The sequence below is a fragment of the Parabacteroides sp. PFB2-10 genome, from assembly GCF_029893085.1.
Classification (GTDB): domain Bacteria; phylum Bacteroidota; class Bacteroidia; order Bacteroidales; family Tannerellaceae; genus QVMG01.
In genome coordinates, this window is sequence record NZ_JARXWI010000012.1 from 22396 (window position 1) to 48178 (window position 25783).

Consider the following 25783-nt stretch of genomic DNA (forward strand, 5'->3'; position numbering starts at 1 on the left):
ATTGCAAAGAAGGTTTATTTCGTAAATGTTAAAATGTCGATTGTAAGCAAAATGGTCATTTTGCTTACAATTCCATACGTTAAAAAGTGTTTCCCCCGGGTGTTTGTCTCCAAAGTCCCGCTTTTTTGCGCGCAAAGTCGGGCGTAAATTACAAATCGTAAATTGGGGATTTCGGCAAAAAGAAGATAATTAACATTTATTCACAGCAAAAAAACTATCTTCTTCAATCCTTAGAAAGCAATATCATACCCAAGCAATCATTTTCGGGACAAACAAAAAAATATAAAGCCGTTTTATACGCTTCCCCGCTTTTTTTCGTTTATATAGGGTATCAATGCATGTATGATGATGAAGATTCGTGCGATAGCGGCACTTTTATTTATAGGAATTGCTTCGACGGCATTCGGCCAGGGGAAGGTAAAGATATCGGGTTTTGTCTATGATTCAGACGGGAATCCGCTCGACCTGGTACTGGTTCAGGTCGAGAACAGTCCATTGACCGGAGATATGTCGAACGAAAAAGGTCAATACAGCGTCTCAGTCACGCCGGGAGACTCCATCACTCTGTTGTTTAGCTGCCTGGGTTACAATAAAGCACAGCGTATCCTGCCGGTGGTCACCACGGATATGCGATTGAACGTACAGATGAACCCCATGTCTTTCGAACTGGGCGAAGCGGTTGTCACTGCCAGTCGTCGACAGACCACTGCCATGGAGACGCTTGATGCGGAGCGCGTACGCTTTATTCCTGATCCATCCGGGGGGAGCATTGAAAGCTTAGTGGTTACCTTTGCCGGCGTCTCTTCTTCGAACGAATTGAGCTCGCAATACTCCGTTCGTGGCGGTAGCTTCGATGAGAATATGGTCTATGTAAACGGCCTGGAGGTATTTCGTCCATTGCTGATCCGTTCCGGTCAACAGGAGGGATTGAGCTTTGTGAATCCCGACCTGACAGAATCGGTCAACTTCGCCGCCGGTGGTTTTGAGACCAAATATGGCGACAAGATGAGTTCGGTATTGGATGTGAGCTATAAACGACCTGAAAAACTGGAAGGATCGGCATCCGCCAGTTTCCTGGGCGCCAATGCCTATGTGGGTGGAGCGCATGGGAAAGTGACACATATCACCGGGATACGCTATAAAACAGGACGTTCCCTGTTGCGCACCCTGGATACCGATGCGGAATTTGATCCGAACTTTGTGGATCTGCAGACTTTCATCACCTACCAGGTAGCCCCTAAATGGGAGATTGATTTTATGGGCAACCTGTCGGTCAACAACTATAAATTCATTCCCCACGTTAAAGAGACCTCTTTTGGGACAGCTGCAAACCCGCAAAATTTCAAAGTCTACTTCGACGGACAGGAGCGCGATAAGTTTCAGACTCTTTTCGGAGCACTTTCGTTGAAATACAAACCGAATGAGAATACGGAGATCGTGTTTCAAACCTCGGCGTTCAACAGCCAGGAATCGGAAACGTATGATATATCGGGAGAGTATTGGATGAGCGAACAGGGCTCGGTGAACCCCAACGAAGAGGTGAGCTCCAATATGACGATCGGACGGTATCATGAGCATGCACGCAACCGGCTTCGCTCGGATGTGTTCAATGTGAACCATTACGGAAGCACCCGTCTGGGAAAACATACGGCCCAATGGGGATTGACCCTGCAAAGCGAACGCATTCAGGACCGAATCAGCGAATGGGAAAAGCGCGATTCGTCGGGCTATTCCCTACCTCATCAGGAAGATGCAGTGAGCGTAATTGCCAACCTCTATTCCGATCATAAGATGAACAGTATGCGCTTTTCGGGATATCTGCAGGATGTTTTCAAATTCCGTACCTCGAAAGGGCTTTTCACGCTGGTGGGCGGTGTCCGCGGGAGCTACTGGGATTATAACAAGGAATTTATCTTCAGCCCGCGTGTCTCCCTGGGGTATATCCCGAATGCCAATCAGAACTTCACGTTCCGCGCGGCTACGGGTATCTATTATCAGTCGCCTTTCTACAAAGAGATCCGCAAGGTGGTACAGGATGACGATGGCAATGACGTGGTGGAACTGAACGAGAACATCAAGTCGCAGCGCTCCATCCATTTCATTTTGGGAGGCGATTATTCGTTTAAGACCATGGATCGCAACTTCCGATTTACGACAGAGATCTATTATAAGAAACTCGACAATGTGATTCCTTATACGCTCGACAACGTAAAGCTGCGATACTATGGCGAGAATTGTGCGAAGGGGTACACCATGGGGCTCGATATGAAGTTCTTTGGTGAGTTTGTGCCGGGTACCGATTCCTGGATCAGTCTCTCGTTGATGAAGTCGCAACAAACGATCCGGGAAACGACCAAAGCGCCGATGCCCAATGACTTCGGCTATAACCTATCGCTCTTCTTCCAGGATTATTTCCCGGGCAATGAGCGCATCAAATTGAATCTGACCGGAGTTGTCTCGGGAGGTTTGCCCATTACGATTCCACATCAGGGCTACGAGGCGGGCTATTTCCGACTGCCTGCCTACCGCCGTGTAGATATCGGTCTATCCTATCAGCTGGCGGGCGGTGTGGATCCGATTATGGACAGGGGTGTTTTCCGTCACTTGAAAAACATCTGGTTGGGAGTAGATGTATTTAATCTGTTGGATTTCAAAAATACCAATTCCTATTACTGGATCACCGACGCGTATGACCAGCAATATGCCGTGCCCAATTACCTGACGGGACGGCAGCTAAACCTGCGGTTGATTGTGGATTTTTGAGGTTGATCAACCCTCTTCTTCTATCGCTATCTCTTCTTCCGTCTTTTCGGTCGTCTTCAATTCCGGATAGCTGACACGGGTATGATACATGGTTTTCAGCTTCTCAATGAAAACCTGTTTGATGCCTAATATATCCCTAAAGGTCAAAGGAGTATTCTTCATCAGTCCCTCCTCTATCTGCCCGTCGATGATCCGATTCACCAATTCGCTGATGCTTTCTTCCGTATAGTCTTTCAGGCTGCGGGAAGCCGCCTCTACGGCATCGGCCATCATCAATACGGCGGTCTCCTTTGAGAACGGGTTAGGGCCGGGATAAGTAAACATATCCTCATTGATTTCCCGGTCGGGATAGGCGTTTTTGAATGAGTTATAGAAATATTTCACCTTGCCGCGCCCGTGATGTGTCTTGATAAAGCTGATAATCGCTCTGGGAAGATTCGCTTTTTCGGCCATTTCAATGCCGTCTTTCACATGATTGATGATGATCTGGGCACTCTGTTCGTAAGTGAGTTGGTCGTGCGGATTGACATTCTTCTGGTTCTCGGTGAAGAAAGCCGGGTTTTTCATCTTGCCGATATCATGATACATAGCGCCGGTACGTACCAGGGCGGAGTTGGCTCCTACCTTCACGGCACCCTCGGATGCCAGGATAGACACCTGAAGTGAGTGCTGAAAGGTGCCGGGTGCTGTTTCGGAGAGCTTCTTAAGTAAAGGATTGTTGATATTTGACAGTTCCACTAAGGTAATGGTCGACATATAGCCGAATGCCCTTTCAACCATATAAACCAGAATGTAGGTAAACATCAACAGGATAAAGTTGATGCCGAAATAAAGATACATCACCCAATTGATACGGTTGAAGTCGACCTCCTGGTAAATAGCCAGCGAGGTGTAACTGATGGAATAAGAAAGAAAGATAAAAAAGGCACAACGGATCAACTGGGAACGTTCCGACAGGTCTTTCAGACTAAAGGTAACAACCATACCGGCAATCACCTCCAACACGAAGAACTCCAATGGATAAGGCACCATAACAGAAGATATCACAATGATGATCAGGTGGGTAAACAGCGCCGTACGCGAGTCGAAGAAAGTGCGCACAATGATGGGGACGATCGCATAGGGAATGATGTAGACACTAAACCAATTGAAACTAACCGCCACTTCCGTTAGCAGAATAAAGATCGTAATATTAAGCATCAGGAACAATACATGCCGGCGACGATAGAATATCTTGGGACGGAAAGACCATAAATAGAGCCAGAAGCAAAAGATCACCCCGAAAACCAAAAAGAAAATACCGGCCAACTGGATGCCCTGTCGCTGCGCTCCGCCCGAACGCGACTCGTGAATGATCTTCATGGATCGAAGCACATTGTAGGTTTTCGCATCGATAATCTCGCCCCGGTCGACAATGCGTTCTCCGGCTTGTATCATACCGGCGGAGATGGGTACGCTGCCCAACAGTTCATCCAACACGCGATCGGACATATCCTTGTCGTACGATACGTTCTCTTCGAGGTAATTGTTAATGTTGCAGGATTGCAGGATGGATTTATCAAGGTTGGAAGGCACGTTGTTCAGTATGTATTCATAGGCGGTACGCACAGTAAAGAAATCCGATACATAATGGGGTTGTGCCAGGTTGTTCTCCACCAGGTTGATCCTTTCCCGTTTATCACGCTTCAGGGATTCCATGGTTTGCGCGGAGATAATGCCGTTTCCATACAGGTAGTTCAACGCTCTTTCGATGTATTGGGGGTAAGGAGCCGGCACCTCTTTCGACAATCTCGCCCGGTAATCTTCCTTCAGGCGGTCTATTTGTGTAGGCATCACTTCGGGTTTGACACGGTAATAGGGTTCGAATTGAGCCATGACACTGTCCTTTTCCGCTTTCACCTCCTCATCGCTTTTATAGATCGGGAAATCAGCCGGCGCCGTTAGAAGTTCGTAACGCCAAGGTTTTCCTTCAAAAAACTGGTAGCGGAATTGCCCGTCACGGGGAAAGAAGTAAGAGATGAGAACAGCTGCTAACAGGAAGAAGATGGAGGAATTTATGTTTAATCTTTTTAGTTTCATACTGGTAGTAATATTTGGGAACCGATTATAAAAAAATGACAATAAGCACTTACTAACTTTTATTCTTTATTAATTAGTATAGAAACATCTTTCTCTACAAGAATGTTCCTGACTATACAAATGTATATAAATTGTTTAAAATGCGAAAAAAAAAGCCTATTTTTGCCGCGCATTTGAATAAAGATAACGGTTATGAAACTACAAAAAGTAAGAGTTCGCTTTGCTCCCAGCCCTACCGGCGCGCTCCATATCGGAGGTGTCCGCACGGCTTTATATAACTACCTGTTTGCCAAACAACACGAAGGTGACTTTCTCCTCCGCATAGAGGATACAGACTCACAGCGTTTTGTGCCGGGAGCCGAGGAGTATATCATTGAAGCTCTTACCTGGCTGGGGCTTCGTTTTGATGAAGGTGTCGGATTCGGTGGCGATAAAGGCCCCTACCGCCAGAGCGAACGAAAAGAGATCTACCGCCAATACGTGGATCAACTATTGAATCAAGGCCTGGCTTATATGGCATTCGATACGCCGGAAGAGCTGGATACCAAACGAAATGAAATAGCTAATTTCCAATATGACGCCTCTACCCGTGGGTTGATGCGCAATTCTCTGACTCTTTCGAAAGAGGAGGTCGACGGCCTGTTGGCAGAAGGAGCACAATATGTGGTACGTATTAAGATTGAACCGGGAGAAGAGGTGAAGGTAAACGACCTGATCCGCGGAGAAGTGATCGTAAACTCTTCCGTATTGGATGATAAAGTATTGTTTAAATCGGCTGATCAGTTGCCGACCTATCATCTGGCGAATATCGTTGATGACCACCTGATGGAGATTACACATGTGATCCGTGGAGAAGAATGGTTGCCCAGCGCTCCGCTTCATGTGTTATTATATCGTTATCTGGGCTGGCAAGATAATATGCCGCAGTTTGCCCACCTCTCGCTTCTGTTGAAACCCGACGGAAAAGGAAAACTGAGCAAGCGCGATGGCGACCGCCTCGGCTTCCCGGTATTCCCGCTGGAATGGAAGGATCCTAAAACCGGAGAGATATCTTCCGGATACCGCGAAAGCGGTTATTTGCCGGAAGCGGTAGTCAACTTCCTGGCGCTATTGGGCTGGAATCCGGGGAATGACCAGGAGATGATGGCAATGGAGGAAATGATCCGCCTGTTCGATCTGACACATTGCAGCCGCAGCGGTGCTAAATTTGATATCGAAAAAGGCAAATGGTTCAACCATCAATACCTGCAAAAGAAGGATAATAAAGAGATAGCCGAGTTGTTTATCCCTGTTTTAAAAGAACACGGTATCGATAATATCGACTCGCTCTACGTGGAGAAGATTGCCGGACTGATGAAAGAACGTGTCAACTTCGTGAAAGAACTTTGGGAAGCTTCAGCCTTTTTCTTCAAAGCCCCCGACAGCTATGACGAAAAAACGGTGAAGAAACGCTGGAAAGAGGATTCAGCCGCTCAACTAACCGAATTGATAGAGGTATTGCGCACGCGTGAGCCTTTCGATAGTGCAGGCACGGAAGAGGTGGTGAAAATATGGATTGAAAACAAAGGATATCACCTGGGGAACATCATGAATGCCACCCGTCTTGCCCTTGTCGGCGAAGGAAAAGGCCCGCATATTTTCGATATTACGGAAGCCTTGGGCAAAGAAGAAACAATCAATCGCCTGGAAAAAGCCATTCAAGAACTGAACTAATCATTCTCATGTTTTACAGTCTGCTCATACACCTGTATTCTTTTCTTATCGAGTTAGCCGCCCCTTTCCACAAGAAAGCAAGACTGATGCGGTTAGGACAATGGAAAACCAATTCCATTCTTCGAGAGAAAATCGACCGGAACGCGAAGTATATCTGGTTTCATGCTGCCTCGCTCGGTGAGTTTGAGCAGGGGCGTCCGATGATGGAAAAGATAAAAGCAGACTATCCTCAATACAAAATTCTATTGACCTTCTTCTCTCCTTCCGGCTATGAGGTGCGGAAAAACTATGAAGGAGCCGACGTGATCTGCTACCTTCCCTTCGATAGTCCCTATAAGGTAAAGAAGTTCATACACCTGGCCAACCCGGCGATGGCGATCTTTATTAAGTATGAGTTCTGGGCCAATTACCTACATGAACTGCGTCGCAACCATATCCCGACATATATCATCTCGGCTATTTTCCGCCCGGAACAGCTATTCTTTAAATGGCATGGAAGAGGCTACCGCAAGGTGCTTCGCTATTTCGACCATTTGTTCGTACAGGACGATCGCTCGCTTCAATTACTGCAGAAATACGGTATTACGAATGCCACGGTAGCCGGTGACACCCGCTTCGACCGTGTTTGGGATGTTTACAACCGACGCCGCGAGATTCCTCATGTCGAGCAATTTGTGGATCAGGCCAAAGCTAACGGACAACGCATCTTAGTTGCCGGCAGCTCCTGGCCACAGGATGAAGCCATTTTCATTGAATACTTCAACAATCAACCGGATATCCGGCTGATTATCGCACCGCATGAGATACATCGCGAGCATCTGATGCATATCGAAGCACTCCTGAAGCGTTCTTCCATTCGTCTTTCGGACGGGTTTGCCCGGGATAAATTCAACCGCGATTGCATTATTGTAGATAGCTTCGGCATGCTTTCTTCTATCTATCGCTATGCCGACATCGCTTATATCGGCGGAGGATTTGGTGCGGGTATCCACAATACATTGGAAGCTGCCGTCTACGGTACACCGGTTCTCTTCGGTCCCAAATACCAGAAGTTCAAAGAAGCCCGCGATCTGATTGCGATCGGTGGAGCCTTCTCTATTACGAAAGCAAGCGAATTTGACGACCGCATGAACGATCTTCTCACCTATAACGAGCTTCGCGAGGAGGCAGGCAAAGCAGCCGGGCAGTTCGTCAGCGAGCATACCGGTGGTACTCAAAAGATATTAGCGGCTTTACCTCTCTGACCTCCCCCATATACGGTTCTTTCGTATTTTATTAATTATTAAGACAGTCACCCGATTGCCTACGGTTTCTTTTTTCTATTTTTGCTTTCTGTAAAAGCTATTAAAAACGAACTGTATGAAAACACCGTGTGCCTATCCTCTATTTCTTTTTGTTATTCTTTTAGCCCTTTGTGGGTGCAATACTAAAAGCGCCTCCGATGATACAGGATTGTTGATCGTCGATGTCGAAAAAAAATATCCTTCCAAAAGACTGTCGTTGCAGGAAATAGCCCATGTCGAATACATCCCTTTGGAAACATCGGACGACTTTCTCTGGACAGGTACGCCGGATGCTTTCACAAGCCGTTACATTATTAATAAAAACCTCACAGCCGGCACGATTATGTTCTTCGACAAAAAGGGGAAAACCTTACATTCCTTCAACCGCCAGGGGAATGGCGCCGAAGAATACAGCCAGTACAGCTCTATCCTCTACGATGAAAAAAACGATGAGATCACCGTGATAGACGTGCGTAAATCCAAACTACTCTTTTACGATTTGCAGGGTAATTTCAAGCGGAGCTTGAACCTCCCAGAGGGTAAGTATTATAATCATCTGATGAGTTTTGACGATAAGAATTATATTGCCTACAATAAAGAGTACGATAATAAACTGCCCGACACCTATCAGTTCATCTCAAAAGAGACAGGAGAGATTGTTGACGAGGTCGTTATTCCTGCTACTGGGGAAAAGATCAGCGAGTTTGTACATGTCACCAGAGCTGCCAATGTCATTATGTTCACCTTCCAAACCTACCCACTGATCCCGACAACGACGGATTTCATCCTGCATGAACTATCCAACGATACGATCTTCAGCATCAACTCTTCTAAAGAGTTGCGACCTTTATACGTCCAAACCCCATCCCGAACAACCATGGATCCTGTTCTTTTTCTTTATCCGGCAGCCAACACCCGGGATCATCTCTTCTTCTATAGCGTCGAAAAGAAATATGACCCCAACACCCGAAAAGGATTTGATCAGAAATACATTATGTATGAGAAAAAGACAAAAGCTTTCTTTGAACCGGAGATCTACCATGCCGATTATGTTTCCGAGAAAGCGGTCAATCCTTTCATCACCACCTTCTCCGACGGAAAGTCCATGACCTATGTACAGGTATTGAACACGATCGAGCTGATCGAATCCTACGAGAAAAACGATTTAAAAGGGGAATTGAAAGAAATTGCTTCCCGCTTGGACGAAGAGGATAATCCGGTGTTGATGGTTATCACCTATAAATAAAAAGAGACTTTTCAAACCAATCAATCCATTTATTAAAAAAAATAGAAATGAAAACAGGTCACATCTACCTCTATTTATCACTGTTATGCCTTTTATTTCTCGGCAGTTGCAGTTCAAAACAACCCCATACGGAAGAGAGCGAACTGGTAGTTGTCAATGTCGAAAAGAGTTATCCGGTCAAGAAACTGAAACTACAAGATATTGCCAAAGTAGAATACCTCCCTTTGGAAACAACGGATGAGTTTCTCTGGAGCAGAGGTGGCGTCAATACCTTCTCTGACAAATATATTACTAACTTCAACCGGGAGAAAGGCGATCTGCTTATCTTCGACAGAAATGGCAAAGGAGTCGCCACTTTCAACCGACAGGGCGGTAGCGGCGAGGAGTATGCACCACACAGCGACCTGATGCTCGATGAAGAAAATAATGAGATCATTGTAAACGATAACAACCAAAAAAAAATAGTTGTTTATGATATGGAAGGTACATTCAAACGGGTAATGTACTATGCCGAAGATAAGTGGTATTTATCCCTTGTTAATTACGATAAGAACACCTTTATCGCCTACAACAGACAAACGGAGGATGAGAAAGAAAACAGCTTTCTTTTCCTCTCCAAAACGACCGGGGAGGTTATCGAAGAGATGGTTATTCCTGCCACCGGGAATAAACTATCGACGAGGATCGAAACCAGCTTTAACGGTCAGCGTGCCACTATCTCTTTTGCCTATTATCCGATCACTATCGGGGAATCGGATTTTATACTGAACGAGGTATCCAATGATACCCTATTTGCCCTGTCTCCTTCGCGCGAGCTTCGTCCTATATACGTACAGACTCCTTCGCGGGGAACGATGGATCCGCAAGTGTTCTTGTATCTCAACAAAGAGAGCGATCGTTATGCTTTCTTCAATACGATGGATAAAAAAATAGACCTGAGCAAAGGACAAGGTCCCAAAAACAGATACTTGGTCTATGACAAACAAGAGAAGGCTTTTTACGAATCGGAAATATTCAATGACGATTATACGATTGATCTGAACCTCTTCTTGCATGAACAACATTTCATTCAACGTAATCAGTCCGTACAGGAGTTAAACACCATCAATTTGATACAATTCTACGAAAACAACGCACTCCAAGGTAAATTAAAAGAGATTGCCGCCAATCTGGACGAAGAAGACAATCCGGTGTTGATGATTGTGACCTTACATTAAGACTTGAATTCTATGAGTTTTCTATCGTCGATGCGCCTCGACAGTACTGTCCATGCCCTTCGACAGTTCTGTCCATGCCCTTCGACAGTACTGTCGAGGCGCATGGACGATAGAATGATGGCGGGATTTATTCTCTTATCTCTTTTGCTAAATTATATTTGATAAGAATCTTTTTTATAAACCGGCTTCTAAACAAGATAGACTTTATGTACACGTGGATTATTCCCTTATAGCTATTTATCGTCATTTTCAAATCTCTGGCAATATAGAGTTGATACCCCCGTTCCGAAATAGCTTTATTAAGAGAAACATGCTCGCAATGAATTTCAGCTTCTTCATCCTCCATTTCATTAAACATGAGTTCATAACGCAACCCTTTAATGGCTTCTTGTTTATAAATTCCCATGCCTGCAAAAGCTGAATAAACAGGCATATAGGGTTGCCTTTTTATCTGTTTATGTATTCTTTTGGCATTCGCATGATACTCATCCGGTTTTTCCACATGAAAAACAAGCTTTTCCGGTTTATTCTCCATATAGGGATAGGTGTCATAATAAATACTATCAAAGGGGCTGTACCATATCCCATGAGCCGTGATGCCTCCCCAATCGGCAGGAGCGCGATCTATAATTTTAGCGATATCTGTTGTAAAGGAATTAGCATCGATATCTAATACGATCACATAATCGTAGGCTCCTCCCCTCTCCTCAATCCAATCCAGGTAGATATTGCGGTAGCGGGTCATTTTCTCAATTCGATGATAAGAGCAACGTGGATTGACCTTGTTCGGTAAACTTTCCGGAATCGTTACAGTATGATAATCATTAGAAATAACATATACTCCTTCGCTTTTTTGCTTCCAATCCCATAGGAGTTGCTTCGTTTGATCCCGGCTGTCGTTTTCGATCACTAATACATCGCAAACAAGGAATTGACGGCGCATTTTTTCAATACGTTTGATATTCTTTTTCAACGCCCACGCACAATCCCTGGCTAATGCACACACAATCACTCTTTTACTTCCTTGCAGCATATCTCTATTTATCGTTTAAAGTCAGGTAAAACACTGATAGTTAAGGCGCAAAAGTAGTCATTCGATTCCAATTATAAAATTATCAGCCATATTACAAAAGGGTCTTTGAATAAGATCGGCTGATTATCCATTTATTTCTCCTATCTTGCAAACAAAACCGGGTAGATAAATTGTTATGTATATAAGTGAACATAAAACAACAACCATATGAATAAAATCAGCTATGCAGCCATACGAAGTGCTTTCGCGATCGTGTTGGGATTCATTCTTATCTTATGGCCGGAAATGGCTTTACACTATCTGGTCATTACCATTGGGATCTTGTTTATTCTTCCGGGCATATTCACCATCATAGGGTATTTCACACGGGAGAAAAACGAAGAGACCAAAGACAATACGATGTTCCCGCTGGATGCTGCCGGCAGTATCCTGTTTGGCACCTGGCTATTGATTATGCCGGACTTCTTTATCAATATATTAATGTATGTACTGGGAGCGCTGTTATTATTGGGCGGATTGCAACAGATTGTATCGCTGGTAAAAGCGCGCCAATGGGCCAGAGTGCCTTGGGGGTTTTATGTGATCCCATCGCTTATTTTCCTAACGGGTATACTAATCGTTACCTATCCGAAAAGCAGCATCACGAATGCGGTTGTGGTGTTTGGAGTAACGAGTGTGATCTATGGATTTGTAGAGCTGATCAATAGTTACAAATTCCGCAAGAAGAAAGAGGAGATCGACACAGTCATTGACATCAGCTCCTCCGATACTCCATAGGAGAAAGCCCCACCTGCTTTTTAAAAAACTTACCAAAGGTAGATTGGTCGGAGAAATTCAGTTCGTCGGCCACCTGCTGTATGGTCATCTGGGGAGATTTTAATAAGATCTTGGCCTCCACAAGCAAGGCTTCGTCGATCCATTTATTGGCCGACTTACCTGATAATTCTTTCAAAATCAGCGAAAGATATTGCGGGGTAATAAACAACTGAGCGGCATAATAGGAGACATGGTGTTCCTGCTTCACATTCTTTATCAGTAATTGCAGAAACAAATTAAACAATTCTTCTTTCCGTGTCAACGTAGGACGTACCAACTGATCGCTTTTACCGATCATCAGGTTGGCCAGTTCCAGCATGAAACCAACAAAAGCATTCTGCAACACCTCTTTATGGAACGAATGGTTGCGCATGCGTATCTTATCCCGCAAAACACCTATACTCCGGTGAACATATTTCGCCTCTTCGGGGCTGAATTCCGTGCAGGGGTTTTTTCGAAGCAACAAATAGTTGCTCATCGCCGGACTTCTTTTCTCGGTGTTAATCCCCTCCAAGAAATTCCTATCGAGCACAATCAACCGCGCTTTAAAATTCTTCCCGGCCTCCGCTATCTGAAAAATATGCGTAGGCATAATGGTCAGAAACATGTTGGGTGTTAATGTATAAGAGACAAAATCCAAGCGCACGTGTGCCGTTCCTTCCAGAACCAATAACATAAATAGCGCATTCAAACGAACCGGTTCGGTATATTCTTTATTAACCGTATTGTCGGTTATCAACGAGGCATCGACATCTGACACACTAAACACATGCTGATAGTGATCAGACGTAGTAATATACTTGCCTATTTCGGCCATTTCTATGATCGGGAGCTGTTCCATCTGTTAAAAAACAATTTATGTTGAGATAATAAAGAACGACTTTTGTTTCAATTACGACGAACAAATATAGCGATTATTCGATTAAAAAGCCAACTTACCCGGTGGTATATGTTCGAAAATGACCAAACCTGTAACAGAAAAAACCATTTGAGTTTCCAATATTTGTCAGACCTTTGTAGCGTGGTATTAAATAGGTATCTGTTTTAAGGCATATAAAGAGGTTGTTTGTAGGGTTATTTATCGGCAATTATCCCCGTTTGGTCGGGAAACTGACCTAAGTAAACGAAATTGGTTTTCTGATTCTCCCCTACTCTCCTACTTTTGCTCCAAAAAAATAAGTGTAATTAAAACTATAAAATGAAGCAACAAATTCTGTCTATGGCGCTCGACCTGTTCTCACAATACGGTATCAAACGTGTGAGCATGGATGATATCGCCCGTAATCTGGGAATATCAAAACGAACGCTATACGGCGTATTTTCCGACAAAGAGACCCTTTTATTGGAAAGTATTGCCTATACGACGGATCGTATGATCGACATACTGAACGAATTAGAGAAATGCGACTGTACGACGATCGATATTGTTTTGTTGTTTCATGAAGAGATCATGAAACGTCCCAGATGGTATTCCAAACAGTTTTATGATGATCTGAAGAAATACCCCATCGCTTTTGAGAAACGAGAAGAGGACAAAACTATCTTTGCCGATCGCTGCCTGAAATTATTGAATAGGGGCATTGGCGAAGGCGTTATCCGGGAAGGGCTCAATCTGGAGATTCTCTCCCTATTGGCCAAAGAACAATTTAAGATGACTCATCCGTCGAAATCATTCAGCCACCTATCCAATGCGGAAGTGTATAATACGGTACTGATCACTTTCCTGAGAGGAGTCAGCACAGACAAGGGCAATGAGATTTTAGAGAGATGGGTACGAACAAAAGAATTCAACAAAAATATTCACTAATTAAGGATCATAATAAATTATCCAAACAAAAAATGAAACGATTTAAAAAGAACAGTAAGAGGATGTGGGTAGTATGTATGTTACTACCATCTCTGGCTTTTACTTCTATCCAGGCACAGGAACCGGTGGTGCTGACCCTGGAAAAAGCGCTGGAGATTGCGATGAGTGAGAGTCCGACGGTTAAAGTGGCCGACATGGAAATTGAGAAAAAGAAATATGCGAAGAAGGGTTCGTACGCGGCTCTGTTTCCGCAGATCAATTTCAGTGGAGACTATTCGCGGACGTTGAAGAAGCAGGTGATGTATATGGATGGGGATGGCTTCGACATCAGCGGTATGCTGAGTGGCGTGACTGAACCGCTAATTACTGGGGCAGACAAAACGCTTCAAGGGATGGATCCTAATTATAAAACCGGCACATTGGGGAAAAACATCTTAGAAAGCATGCCTCAGGTGGAAGATACTAGCGATAGTGATGGTGGAATCTCCGTAGGACGTGACAACAACTGGAGCTTTGGATTCAGCGCCGGGATGCCATTGATCAATGCTTCGCTCTGGAAAAGCCTGACTATTTCGGGTATGGATGTAGAATTGGCGATCGAGCAAGCTCGTTCTTCTAAAATAGATATGACCAATCAGGTGAAGAAAAGCTACTACGGCGTGATGCTGGCCAACGATTCTTATCGCGTGTTTAAAGAAAGTTTCGATAACGCCATGGATAATTACCTGGACATCAAAAAGAAATATGACCAGGGGTTGGTAGCCGAATACGACCTGATCCGCGCGGATGTGTCCGTAAAGAACCTGGAGCCCAATATGCTACAGGCCGAGAATGCAGTTGTACTGGCCAAATGGCAGTTGAAAGCATTGTTGGGAATGGACTTAGAATTGGCGATCGAATGTGAAGGCAGCCTGACAGACTTTGATTCCGAATTGTTTGCTGATTATTTAACAGTAGACACCGCACTAAATAACAACTCCAGTCTGCGTCAGTTGGATATTCAAAACAGACAGCTGCAGGCTAACCTCCAACTGCAAAAGTATGATTACCTGCCTACCCTATCATTAGCAGGGAACTATACATGGACATCGATGAACAACGACTTCAAATTCAAAGACTATCGTTGGAATCCCTATTCCATGATCGGGCTGTCGCTTAGCATTCCTATCTTCTCGGGAGGAAGCCGCATGCAGAAGATCAATCAGACCAAAGTCACGATCAACCAATTGTATCTGCAACGCGATGACGCGCAACGCAATCTGCAACTGGCTGTTAAGAACTATATGGACAATATGAATACCTGTCTGAAACGTTATGACGCGGCACAGAAGGGAGTCGAACAGGCCAAACGCGGACAGACGATTGCCCAGAAGAGATATGAAACGGGAGCAGGCACCCTGCTCGAGCTGAATGACTCGGAACTGGCATTGACCCAATCCAAATTAAACTTCAATCAGGCGATCTACGACTATATGGTATCGAAAGCCGAATTGGAAAAAATCATAGGTGAAACACCACAAATAAATTGATAATATATAAAAACGAATAATAAGATGAAAACAAGTAAGGTACTCAGCGTAATACCGGTTGCTGCTGTTGTGTTGTTAATGTCATGCTCCGGAAACAAAGTGCAGGAGCAAACAGTGGAGGAAAAAGTGAAAGTGAAATTGGAAACAGTTCACATGCAGGAGGTTGATCAAATTGCAGAATTTACGGCCAGTGTGGAAGCTAATATTTCTAATATGATTGCCCCGCAGGCACCTGCGCGTATTGGTAAACTGCACGTAGAGGTTGGCGACCGCGTGAGAGCCGGACAGTTATTGGCCACCATGGATGAGACGCAATTGCGTCAAACCCAGATCCAGTTGGAAAACCTGGAAACGGAATTCAAACGTATAGATGAATTATACAAAGTAGGCGGTGTATCACAGTCTGCCTGGGAAGGCCAGAAAATGGCGCTGGATCTGCAAAAGACAGCTCTCAAAAACCTGGAAGAAAACAATAAATTAGTCAGTCCTATCTCCGGGATTGTTACAGCCCGTAACTACGACAACGGGGATATGTATAGCGGAGCGCAGCCTGTTTACACCGTTGAACAGATCAACCCGGTAAAACTGATTGTCAATGTATCCGAAAGCTACTTCACCCTGGTAAGTAAAGGGAAAGAGGTAGACGTACGTCTTGATGTATATGGAGATGAAGTGTTCAAGGGGCAGGTAAACCTTGTTTATCCGACCATCGACCCATTGACCCGCACCTTCCAGGTGGAAATCAAACTAAACAACAACGATCAACGTGTACGTCCGGGCATGTTCGCACGGGTAGTTATGCATTTCGGAGCGAAAGAACATGTTGTTATCCCTGACCAGGCTGTAGTTAAACAAGCAGGATCAGGCGACCGTTACGTTTATATTTACAAGAACGGAAAGGTATCCTATGACAAAATTGAGTTAGGTCGTCGTATGGATAACCGCTATGAGGTGATCTCGGGTGTGAAAGATGGTGACCAGGTAGTTACTACCGGTCAGAACCGCTTGACAAACGGAATGGAAGTTGATATTGTAAAATAAGAAAAAACATAAGATATGAGTTTATATGGAAGCGCGGTAAAAAAGCCGGTTACCACTGCCCTTATATTTGTGGCAGTCGTGGTCTTGGGGCTTTTTTCCTTAAGCAAATTATCTATTGACTTGCTGCCGGAAATCGAATCCAATGTTATATTGGTCATGACCGCTTATCCGGGAGCGAACGCGTCAGATATTGAGACAAATGTGACAAGACCTCTTGAGAACTCGCTGAATAGTGTCAGTGACCTGAAACACGTCACTTCTCAATCTTCTGAGAATATCTCAATTATTGTCTTGGAGTTTGAGTATGGAACAGATCTCGACGTAGCCACAAACGACGTCCGGGACAAACTCGACATGACGAAAGCGATGTTGCCCGATGACACTGAAAATCCGGTGATTTTCAAGTTCGGTACAGAGAATATCCCTATTTTGTTGCTGTCGGTAACAGCCGAAGAGAGCACCAATGCGCTTTATAAGATTCTGGACGACCGTGTAGCCAATCCGATTGCCCGTATCAGTGGTGTAGGTGCTGTGTCTATCTCGGGTACTCCCATCCGCGAAGTACAGGTTTATTGCGACCCGTACAAGCTGGAAGCGTACAATCAAACCGTAGAGGGCATCTCTAATGTGATCGCGATGGAGAACCGAAATACCCCTTCGGGTTCAATCGATATCGGTTCGAGCACCTATTCCTTGCGCGTGCAGGGCGAGTTTACCAGTGCCGACCAACTATTGAACCTGGTAATCGGTTACTTCAACGGCAAAACTGTTTACCTGCGTGACGTGGCTCGTGTAGAGGATACCGTAGGCGAACGTGCCCAAGAGGTATTCAACGACGGTACACGCGGAGGTATGATTGTTGTTCAGAAACAATCGGGAGCCAATGCGGTACAGATCTCCAAGAAGGTACAAGAGTTGTTGCCTGAATTACAGGAAACATTGCCTTCCGACGTCAAGATAGGTGTGATTGTTGACACATCTACTAATATCTTGAATACAATCGACAGTTTGATTGAAACCATCACACTGACATTTATCATTGTGATGCTGGTGGTATTTATCTTCCTGGGAAGATGGAGAGCTACATTCATTATTATTATTACGATCCCGATCTCATTGATTGCCGCGTTCGCCTATCTGTTGGCTTCGGGCAATACACTCAATATCATCTCACTGAGTTCGCTCTCCATTGCGATTGGTATGGTGGTCGACGACGCGATTGTGGTATTGGAGAACGTAACGACACATATCGAGCGAGGCAGTAAACCCAAGCAGGCCGCAGTGCATGCGACCAATGAGGTGGCTATTTCTGTTATCGCCTCTACGCTGACCATGTTGGCTGTGTTCCTGCCGTTGACTATGGTAACCGGTTTGGCCGGTATCTTGTTCAAACAGCTGGGATGGATTGTTAGTATCATTATGATCGTTTCTACATTGGCCGCGTTGACGCTGACTCCGATGTTATGTTCTCAGTTGCTTCGTCTGGATCCGAAGAAAGGGAAATTGTATGTACTTTTCTTCACGCCTATCGAGAAGGCTTTAGGCGCATTGGATACAGGTTATGCACGCTTCCTGAACTGGTCAGTTCGTCACCGGAAAACAGTTATCACCGCTGCCTTCCTGATTTTTGCCGGAACCATGTTTCTGATTCCTACTGTCAAAACAGAATTCTTCCCGTCGCAGGATAATTCCCGTATTGGTATCACAGTAGAATTGCCAATGGCAACCCGCCAGGAAATCACCAGAGAACTTGCCATAGAATTAGACAACCTGTTCCGGGAAAAATATCCAGAAATCAAAACGTCCAACTTCAGTGAAGGAATGGCAGATTCAGACAATACATTTGCACTCATTCAAGGTGGCGGAACAAACGAAATCAGCTTTAACATCAGCTTATACAGTGTAGGGGAACGTCCTCTATACGAAGGACGCGAAAGAGGTTTGATTGAGATTTGTGAATTGATGCGTAAAGATCTGGCGAATTATACCGAGATACAAAAATATGTTGTAAGCGCCGGAGGTGGAGCCGGAGGTATGGGAGGTGAAACTTCCGTTGATGTCGAAATTTTCGGATATGACTTTGCTGAGACCGACGCTATTGCTCACGAAATAACCGAACGTCTGCGTAAAAGCAAAGACATTTCGCAGGTAAACGTAAGCCGCGAACAATACATACCGGAATACCAGGTTGATTTCGATCGTGAAAAATTAGCGTTACATGGGCTTAATGTAACAACGGCATCCATGTTCCTCCGTAACCGCATCAACGGTTCGACCGCGTCCCAATATCGCGAAGACGGCGACGAGTATGATATCCGTGTGCGCTATGCTCCGGAGTTCCGTCAATCGCTTGAGGATATTGAAAATATCATGATCTATAATAATGCCGGACAGGGTGTCCGCATCCGTGACGTGGGTCAGGTAGTGGAACGTATGAACCCGCCGACGATCGAACGTAAAGACCGTCAGCGTGTGATCACCGTATCAGCCATCGCTTCTCCGGGAGCTGCTTTGAGTGATATTGTAGCGACAGCCAACCAGGAACTGCGCAATATGGAAATTCCTCCGGAAATTTCCTGGAACATCGGTGGTACTTACGAAGACCAGCAGGAAACATTTGCCGACCTGGGTGTACTGGCACTGCTCATCTTGTTGCTCGTATTTATTGTGATGGCTGCTCAGTTCGAATCGTTAGTCGACCCGTTCGTGATCATGTTCTCCATTCCGTTTGCTGTGGTAGGGGTGATCTGGGGATTGGTCGTTACACAGACCGCATTAGGTATCATGGCATTGATCGGTATGATTATGTTGCTGGGTATTGTAGTGAAAAACGGTATCGTATTGATTGACTACACCATTCTCTGTCGCGAACGTGGTATGGGTATCATTGCGGCTTGTGTGGCTGCGGGGAAATCCCGTCTTCGTCCGGTGTTGATGACAACGCTGACAACCGTATTGGGTATGATCCCGATGGCAGTCGGAACAGGGGAAGGGGCTGAAATGTGGCGCTCTATGGGTATGACAGTAGCCTGGGGGCTTTCCGTATCAACCCTGATTACCTTGGTGATCGTACCGGTTGTATATGCCGTATTCGCAGGTAACGGTGTAAAGAGAAGACGTCGTAAATTCAGACGCTTACTTCACCTTGAGAACAAATAAGGAATTATGAATTATGAATTATGAATTATGAGGATAACTCAATATTCTCATAGTTCATGATTCATACTCCATTCATAATTCATAATTCACAATTCATAATTATTACAGATATGAAAGCAGTTATGATAACATTCAACCAGGCGTATTATGAAACGATCCTGGGGATTATGGACAGAAACAATATAAAAGGATTCACCTACTGGGAAAACGTGCAGGGACGTGGCAGTCATACTGGTGAGCCTCATTACGGCAGCCATGCGTGGCCAACCATGAATTCGGCGATCTACACGGTCATAGAAGATCAGAAAGTTCCCCGTTTTCTGGAGTTGCTCCAGAAATTAGATAAGCAAACCGAAGCGTTGGGATTGCGTGCATTTGTTACGAATGTGGAACAAACGATATAAAGTTATGATTCCAAACGTAATCACATTCACCTTAGCTAAGAAAGAGAAAACAGGACTCATGCTGTTGATGTTGATATCTGCACTTATTGGCGTTGGTGGTATCTACTTAGCCGGGAAGTTGGCATTCGGCGGCGGACGGTTCCTGGTTCTTACCTTGGGCGTATTTTCCGTACTGGTTATGCTGTTCTGCATCGTTGCTTTGGTACAGCTTCATAAGGAAGACGGCGTAGGGATCTATATCTCAGACGAAGGGATATACGATGTTTCTACCGGGAATTCTTATGGAACGGTCTTATGGAGTGATGTGGAGAATATTGTTATACTGGATGATATCAGTGACCTGAAACGGAAATACATTGTTGTCAGAGTCAAAAACCCAACAGACTATATTCAACGGGAAATGATCAAAAGCAAAAAGCGCACACTGGAACTCAAGTTACAGTTTTATGGTTCGCCTATTTGTTTTTCCAACCGGGCTTTGAATTGTACTTTTCAATCTTTGCAAGAGGCTGTGTTCTTAAAGTACAATGAATATAAAAAAAGGACAGAGGCTTAAAGTTAAAAACTTACAGCCCGTCTTCTTTCTATCAATTTTATTACTATCTTTGCACCGCTTTTTAGCCCCGCCTGGTGTGATGGGAAATTAGGAAGCACTAATTTTGAGTAACACAAAAAAGATTTTTAAAATGAAAACATTTGCATTAGAAGCAAAATCAAGAACGATCGCTGCATGTTCAGCCGATCAGAAAAGAGGATTGAAAAATCTTCGTAAAAACAAGGAAGTTCCTGCCGTGTTGTACGGAGGAAATGAAGTAGTACATTTGAGCATAACCCAGGATGCCCTGCGCAATCTGGTATATACGCCGAAAGTGTATCTGGTGGAGCTATCCGTTGATGGCAACAAAAAGATGGCTATCGTGAAAGATATGCAATTCCAGCCTGTAACCGATGAGTTATTGCACATTGACTTCCTGGAAATTGCTAAAGACAAACCAGTAATCATCGAAGTACCGGTTGCGTTAGAAGGATATGCCGAAGGGGTGAAAGCCGGGGGTAAACTGACATTGCGTATGCGTAAGCTGAAAGTGAAAGCGCTGTATGAAAACTTGCCTGAAAAACTGGTTATCAACGTAGACAAACTGGGATTGGGTAAATCTATGCAGATCGGCGAACTTCAATTCGAAGGATTGGAACTGATGAACGCAAAGAACGCCGTTGTTTGTACCGTACAGTTGACTCGTGCCGCTCGTGGTGCTGCTGCTGCCGCTGCGACAGCCAAGAAATAAGAATTATTTTTCTTACCATAAAGAGACACGAAGGCCTATTCTTCGTGTCTCTTGTTGTATAAAACAAGATGAAATATCTGATTGTCGGATTAGGGAATATCGGTTCGGAGTATTGGGGAACGCGCCACAATATCGGATTCCGTGTAGTGAATCGCCTGGCTGAAGTGGGAAACACACCCTTCACGGAGCAGCGTTATGGCGCCGTAGCACGCTTACGAGTGAAAAACAAAGAGCTTGTCCTGCTCAAACCGAACACATTCATGAATCTTAGCGGCAATGCCGTTCGCTATTGGTTGCAAAAGGAAAACATACCAGTAGAGAATCTATTGGTTATTGTCGATGATATCGCTTTGCCTTTTGGTATCCTTCGCCTGAAACCCAAAGGAAGTGACGCCGGGCACAACGGCTTGAAGAATATCCAACAAATACTGGGAACGCAAGAATATTGCCGACTTCGCTTTGGCATAGGCGATCAATTCCCCCGGGGCGGCCAGGTCGATTATGTGCTTGGGCTGTTCGATCCGGAAGAACTGGAGGTGATGCCGCAAAAACTGGAACGTGCCGCGGAAATCATCAAGAGTTTCTGCCTGGCTGGGATACAGATCACCATGAATCAATTCAATAACAAAGACTAAGATCAGCGTTCGGACTCTCAGACAAAACAAAACAAAAAATGGAAGAAGTTCGTATAGATAAATGGATGTGGGCTACCCGCATATTTAAAAGTCGCAGCATAGCTGTCGACGCCTGCAAAAAGAACCGTATCATGGTGAATAACGTGCAGGCCAAAGCGTCACGTACTATTAAAGTAGGCGATGTCATACAGGTGCGCAAACCGCCCATCACCTACTCGTTTAAAGTATTGGCTCTGACCGAACGCCGCATGGGTGCTAAACTGGTTCCGGAATACCTGGAGAATGTAACAACGCCCGATCAGTATGAAATCCTGGAGATGAACCGTATTTCCGGCTTTGTCAACCGTTCTAAAGGCATGGGACGCCCGACAAAAAAAGACCGTCGAGAGTTGGAACAATTTGCCGATCCCGACAGCATGGGTGATGGTTTTGATTTTGAATTCGACTTTGACTCGGAAGATTAAGTCTTTTTTCCGCTTCATTTCTACCTTATTATAGGAAAGTCCGTACGCCTTATGTGTACGGACTTTTTGTTTATTTTATTGTTTTCTTCAACAATATGGTTACTTTTGTGTCAAAGAAAAGTCATAATTCACAAATCACATAGCATATGAAACCAACATTTACTATTTCGGAAGTTTTCAGTACCTCCTGGAAATGCCTTAAACAAAACATTTGGATTTTAGTCGGATTATTAGTCGGTTATATGATTATTGCCGGTATTCTCAATATGTTTATGACACCGACAGAGCTGACTATTGGGACGGTTGTTGTGAGTCTGATCTCCATAATCCTGCAACTCATCTTCCAGTTGGGATACATTAAAAACCTGTTTCAGGCGCTGGATGGCATCGAGCCCCAGTTCTCCGCCTACGGCCAGCAGGCTTCCAAAATACTGAATGCGTTTGTTGCCTCCCTGATCGCAGGTGTAGCGATGCTTATCGGATTGGTATTGTTTATTATCCCCGGATTCTATATCGGAATACGACTTAGCTTCTTCAGTTGTTTCATCGTAGAAGAGAACGCAGGTCCTATCGAAGCGCTTAAAAAGAGTTGGGAGCTGACCAAAGGACAGGTATTGCCTCTTTTCGTATTACTGCTTGTTATGATCGGCATCATATTGATCGGAGTTATTTTGCTCGGTATCGGCGTGTTAGTGGCCGCGCCTCTGGTTGCCCTGATGAGTTGTTATGTTTTCAGAAAGCTGAACACCCCTGTTGCCGTTCTGGAAGAAGTAGTTGATGATGTGATTGAGTAACCATGGGTAAAACCTATCGTATAAAAGATATTGCGGCACTGTCCGGTGTCTCGACCGGCACAGTTGACCGTATCCTTCACAACCGGGGCAAAGTATCAGAAGAGGCCCGCCAAAAAGTAGAAGCAGTTTTAAAAGAGATCGACTATCATCCTAACCTGATAGCCCGTTCGCTGGCTTTAAAGAAGCAGTATCACCTGTTTACCCTGATCCCTTCGTATCAACCCGGAGAGTATTGGGAGTTATTTATGCAGGGTGTCGACAAAGCCGAGCAGGAGCTGTTCAGCTACAACATCAATGTCACCTCTTTGTATTTCAACCAATTTGACAAAAGCAACTTCGACAAGCTCACAGACGAGTTATTGGCTGCCGATTGCCAAGGAGTTGTCATCGCTACCCTGTTCAAGCAGGGCGTCCTGGAGCTCATCGCATCGCTGGATGAAAAAAACATACCTTACGTGTTGGTCGATGCCTATATAGAGAACACCCGCAGCATAGCCTATTACGGAACCAACTCATACGATTCGGGGTATATTGCCGGCCGCCTGTTGTTAGAACAGATAACCGATGGCGAAGACATAGCTACTTTCCGGTTTATCCGCAAAGGAGAAGCCAATGCGACTCAGGTACAAATACGGGAAACGGGATTCCGCGCCTATCTCTCTGAGCATAATTACTCCGGGAAAATACATTCTGTGCAGCTTCATGCCGACAATCAGGAGGAAAACTTTCGGGTATTGGATGCATTTTTCGAAGCCAATCCGGATCTGCATTCCGGCATCATTTTCAGCTCCCGAGCCTATATACTGGGAGAATATTTCAATAAACGGAAATCGAACTCCCTTTTCAAGCTGATCGGCTACGACGTGATTGAAAAGAATGTTACCTATCTGGAGAATGGTCTGATCACCCATTTGATCGCCCAGCGCCCCGAAGTGCAGGGATTTAACAGCTTAAAAGCGCTATTCCGCCACCTGGTATTGCAGGAACAGGTGCCTCCAATCAATTATATGCCGATCGATGTCCTGATAAAAGAGAATATCAAATACTACAACAATTACATCTAAAGCTACCTTCCAATACCCTGATAAACGAAGCCAAAATCTTGCAACTCCTTTTTATCATACAGGTTGCGCCCATCAAACACAAACGGGCTACGCATAGATTTCTTAATGACCGACCAGGAGGGCAGGCGAAACTCTTTCCATTCGGTCACCACCAACAGGGCATCGGCATTGTCTATTGCGCCATATATATCATTGGCATACTGAATGGCATCGCCCAACTTGCGCTTAACCTCCGGCATGGCTATCGGATCGTAAGCCACCACCTCGCATTTCTCCTTCAACAGACAGTCGATTAAGGTCATAGCCGGAGCCTCACGAATATCATCCGTTTCCGGTTTAAAGGCCAATCCCCAGATGGCAATACGCTTTCCTTCCAGGTTGTTCGAGAAGTGTTTCTGCAACTTTCGGAACAGGATATGCTTCTGGTCTTCATTGACCTCTTCTACCGCCTGCAAAATGCGCATGGGATAATGATTATCTTCGGCTGTTTTTATTAACGCTTTCACATCCTTCGGAAAACAGGAACCTCCGTATCCACATCCGGCATACAGGAAATGCCGTCCGATACGGTTGTCCGTACCGATGCCTTTACGCACCATATTGATATCGGCTCCGACCAGTTCGCACAAATTGGCTATATCATTCATAAAACTGATGCGGGTGGCCAACATCGCATTCGCTGCATACTTGGTCATCTCAGCCGTCGGCACATCCATGAAAATAACACGGAAATTATTGAGCATAAACGGGCGATACAAGCGGCTCATCAGCTCCTCCGCCCTCTCCGACTCTACTCCCACGACAACACGATCGGGCGTCATAAAGTCCTTAACGGCAGCTCCCTCTTTCAGGAATTCCGGATTGGAAGCGATATCGAACGGGATAGTCACCCCGCGCTTAGCCTGTTCTTCTAGTATAATCTGCTTGATTTTCTGCGCTGTACCTACCGGCACCGTACTCTTTGTCACCACCAGTATATAACGTTCCATCTGTTGCCCGACCGAACGAGCCACATCCAATACATATTTTAGATCCGCGCTCCCGTCTTCATCCTGAGGTGTTCCGACTGCACTAAACAACACATCCACCTCATTGATTACCTCTTTTAACTGGGTCGTAAAATGAAGGCGCCCCGCTTCCGAATTACGACGTACCACATCCTCCAAGCCCGGCTCATAAATCGGCATAACACCTCTTTTCAGGTTTTCGATCTTCTGTTGATCAATATCCACACAAAACACCTCCGTGCCCATTTCCGAGAAACAGGCGCCCGTAACCAACCCGACGTAGCCGGTACCAACAATTGCTATTTTCATTCTATGATTTTTAAAACACACAAAGTTAAGAATTTATACCGAAAAAATCATCCGTGTTAAGAACAACAAAGAATCTGCCGTAATGACAGTCGCCCAAAACACCCAAAACCGAGAAACCGAATGTAAGCAACACC

General features: G+C 44.9%; 21 protein-coding genes. 17 read left to right on the top strand and 4 right to left on the bottom strand.

Annotated features, from left to right (window positions below; all coding sequences use genetic code 11):
• The first annotated feature begins 348 nt into the window (after positions 1-348).
• Positions 349-2763, top strand: a complete 2415-nt coding sequence (locus M2137_RS11010) for a carboxypeptidase-like regulatory domain-containing protein (RefSeq protein WP_280766540.1) — start codon at positions 349-351, stop codon at positions 2761-2763.
• A gap of 6 nt (positions 2764-2769) precedes the next feature.
• Here the strand turns inward: M2137_RS11010 and M2137_RS11015 are convergent, their stop codons facing one another.
• Entirely contained in the window at positions 2770-4842 is a 2073-nt protein-coding gene (locus tag M2137_RS11015) for an HDIG domain-containing metalloprotein (protein WP_280766491.1), read from the bottom strand.
• Between the two features lie 192 nt (positions 4843-5034).
• Between M2137_RS11015 and gltX the strand changes: the two genes are divergently transcribed.
• From gltX to M2137_RS11035, 4 genes are all read left to right on the top strand, one after another.
• A complete protein-coding gene (gene gltX, locus M2137_RS11020) occupies positions 5035-6555 on the top strand; it encodes a glutamate--tRNA ligase (protein WP_280766492.1) in 1521 nt (506 codons plus the stop codon).
• 8 nt (positions 6556-6563) lie between these two features.
• On the top strand, positions 6564-7799 hold the full coding sequence (locus M2137_RS11025) for a glycosyltransferase N-terminal domain-containing protein (RefSeq protein ID WP_280766493.1): 1236 nt from the start codon (positions 6564-6566) through the stop codon (positions 7797-7799).
• Between the two features lie 115 nt (positions 7800-7914).
• The gene (locus M2137_RS11030) at positions 7915-9084 is read left to right on the top strand and encodes a 6-bladed beta-propeller (RefSeq protein ID WP_280766494.1); all 1170 of its coding nucleotides are present in this window, start codon (positions 7915-7917) and stop codon (positions 9082-9084) included.
• Between the two features lie 47 nt (positions 9085-9131).
• Complete coding sequence (locus M2137_RS11035) at positions 9132-10301, top strand: 6-bladed beta-propeller (protein WP_280766495.1); 1170 nt, start codon at positions 9132-9134, stop codon at positions 10299-10301.
• 127 nt (positions 10302-10428) lie between these two features.
• Here M2137_RS11035 and M2137_RS11040 read toward each other — a convergent pair whose 3' ends face one another.
• Positions 10429-11334: a hypothetical protein gene (locus tag M2137_RS11040; RefSeq protein WP_280766496.1), complete on the bottom strand. Its 906-nt coding sequence runs from the start codon at positions 11332-11334 to the stop codon at positions 10429-10431.
• 207 nt (positions 11335-11541) lie between these two features.
• On the opposite strand from M2137_RS11040, the gene M2137_RS11045 reads away from it, so the two are divergent.
• Positions 11542-12111: a DUF308 domain-containing protein gene (locus M2137_RS11045; RefSeq protein WP_280766497.1), complete on the top strand. Its 570-nt coding sequence runs from the start codon at positions 11542-11544 to the stop codon at positions 12109-12111.
• On the opposite strand, the gene M2137_RS11050 is transcribed toward M2137_RS11045, so the two are convergent.
• Complete coding sequence (locus M2137_RS11050; RefSeq protein ID WP_280766498.1) at positions 12089-12991, bottom strand: helix-turn-helix domain-containing protein; 903 nt, start codon at positions 12989-12991, stop codon at positions 12089-12091. The genes M2137_RS11045 and M2137_RS11050 overlap by 23 nt on opposite strands.
• 357 nt (positions 12992-13348) lie before the next feature.
• Here M2137_RS11050 and M2137_RS11055 point away from each other — a divergent pair, with 357 nt between their 5' ends.
• The 11 genes from M2137_RS11055 to M2137_RS11105 all read left to right on the top strand — a co-directional run bounded on the left by M2137_RS11055 (position 13349) and on the right by M2137_RS11105 (position 24333).
• Positions 13349-13957 (top strand): TetR/AcrR family transcriptional regulator, encoded by a 609-nt coding sequence (locus M2137_RS11055; RefSeq protein ID WP_280766499.1) that lies wholly within the window; start codon positions 13349-13351, stop codon positions 13955-13957.
• Between the two features lie 32 nt (positions 13958-13989).
• Entirely contained in the window at positions 13990-15486 is a 1497-nt protein-coding gene (locus M2137_RS11060; RefSeq protein ID WP_280766500.1) for a TolC family protein, read from the top strand.
• 24 nt (positions 15487-15510) lie between these two features.
• Positions 15511-16527 carry an efflux RND transporter periplasmic adaptor subunit gene (locus M2137_RS11065; protein ID WP_280766501.1) on the top strand — a complete coding sequence of 339 codons (1017 nt, stop codon included), beginning with the start codon at positions 15511-15513 and terminating at the stop codon, positions 16525-16527.
• Positions 16528-16542: 15 nt separating this feature from the next.
• Positions 16543-19686, top strand: coding sequence for an efflux RND transporter permease subunit (locus M2137_RS11070; protein WP_280766502.1), 3144 nt, complete (start codon positions 16543-16545; stop codon positions 19684-19686).
• A gap of 110 nt (positions 19687-19796) precedes the next feature.
• Positions 19797-20090 (top strand): PG0541 family transporter-associated protein, encoded by a 294-nt coding sequence (locus tag M2137_RS11075; RefSeq protein ID WP_280766503.1) that lies wholly within the window; start codon positions 19797-19799, stop codon positions 20088-20090.
• Positions 20091-20094: 4 nt separating this feature from the next.
• Positions 20095-20646, top strand: coding sequence for an STM3941 family protein (locus tag M2137_RS11080; protein ID WP_280766504.1), 552 nt, complete (start codon positions 20095-20097; stop codon positions 20644-20646).
• A 130-nt stretch (positions 20647-20776) separates the two neighbouring features.
• Complete coding sequence (locus M2137_RS11085; RefSeq protein ID WP_280766505.1) at positions 20777-21376, top strand: 50S ribosomal protein L25/general stress protein Ctc; 600 nt, start codon at positions 20777-20779, stop codon at positions 21374-21376.
• 68 nt (positions 21377-21444) lie between these two features.
• On the top strand, positions 21445-22011 hold the full coding sequence (pth, locus tag M2137_RS11090; RefSeq protein WP_280766506.1) for an aminoacyl-tRNA hydrolase: 567 nt from the start codon (positions 21445-21447) through the stop codon (positions 22009-22011).
• A 38-nt stretch (positions 22012-22049) separates the two neighbouring features.
• Complete coding sequence (locus M2137_RS11095) at positions 22050-22475, top strand: RNA-binding S4 domain-containing protein (RefSeq protein ID WP_280766507.1); 426 nt, start codon at positions 22050-22052, stop codon at positions 22473-22475.
• 146 nt (positions 22476-22621) lie between these two features.
• The gene (locus tag M2137_RS11100) at positions 22622-23269 is read left to right on the top strand and encodes a glycerophosphoryl diester phosphodiesterase membrane domain-containing protein (RefSeq protein ID WP_280766508.1); all 648 of its coding nucleotides are present in this window, start codon (positions 22622-22624) and stop codon (positions 23267-23269) included.
• Positions 23270-23271: 2 nt separating this feature from the next.
• Complete coding sequence (locus M2137_RS11105) at positions 23272-24333, top strand: substrate-binding domain-containing protein (RefSeq protein ID WP_280766509.1); 1062 nt, start codon at positions 23272-23274, stop codon at positions 24331-24333.
• Positions 24334-24335: 2 nt separating this feature from the next.
• Here the strand turns inward: M2137_RS11105 and M2137_RS11110 are convergent, their stop codons facing one another.
• On the bottom strand, positions 24336-25649 hold the full coding sequence (locus tag M2137_RS11110; protein WP_280766510.1) for a UDP-glucose/GDP-mannose dehydrogenase family protein: 1314 nt from the start codon (positions 25647-25649) through the stop codon (positions 24336-24338).
• Positions 25650-25783: the final 134 nt, after the last annotated feature.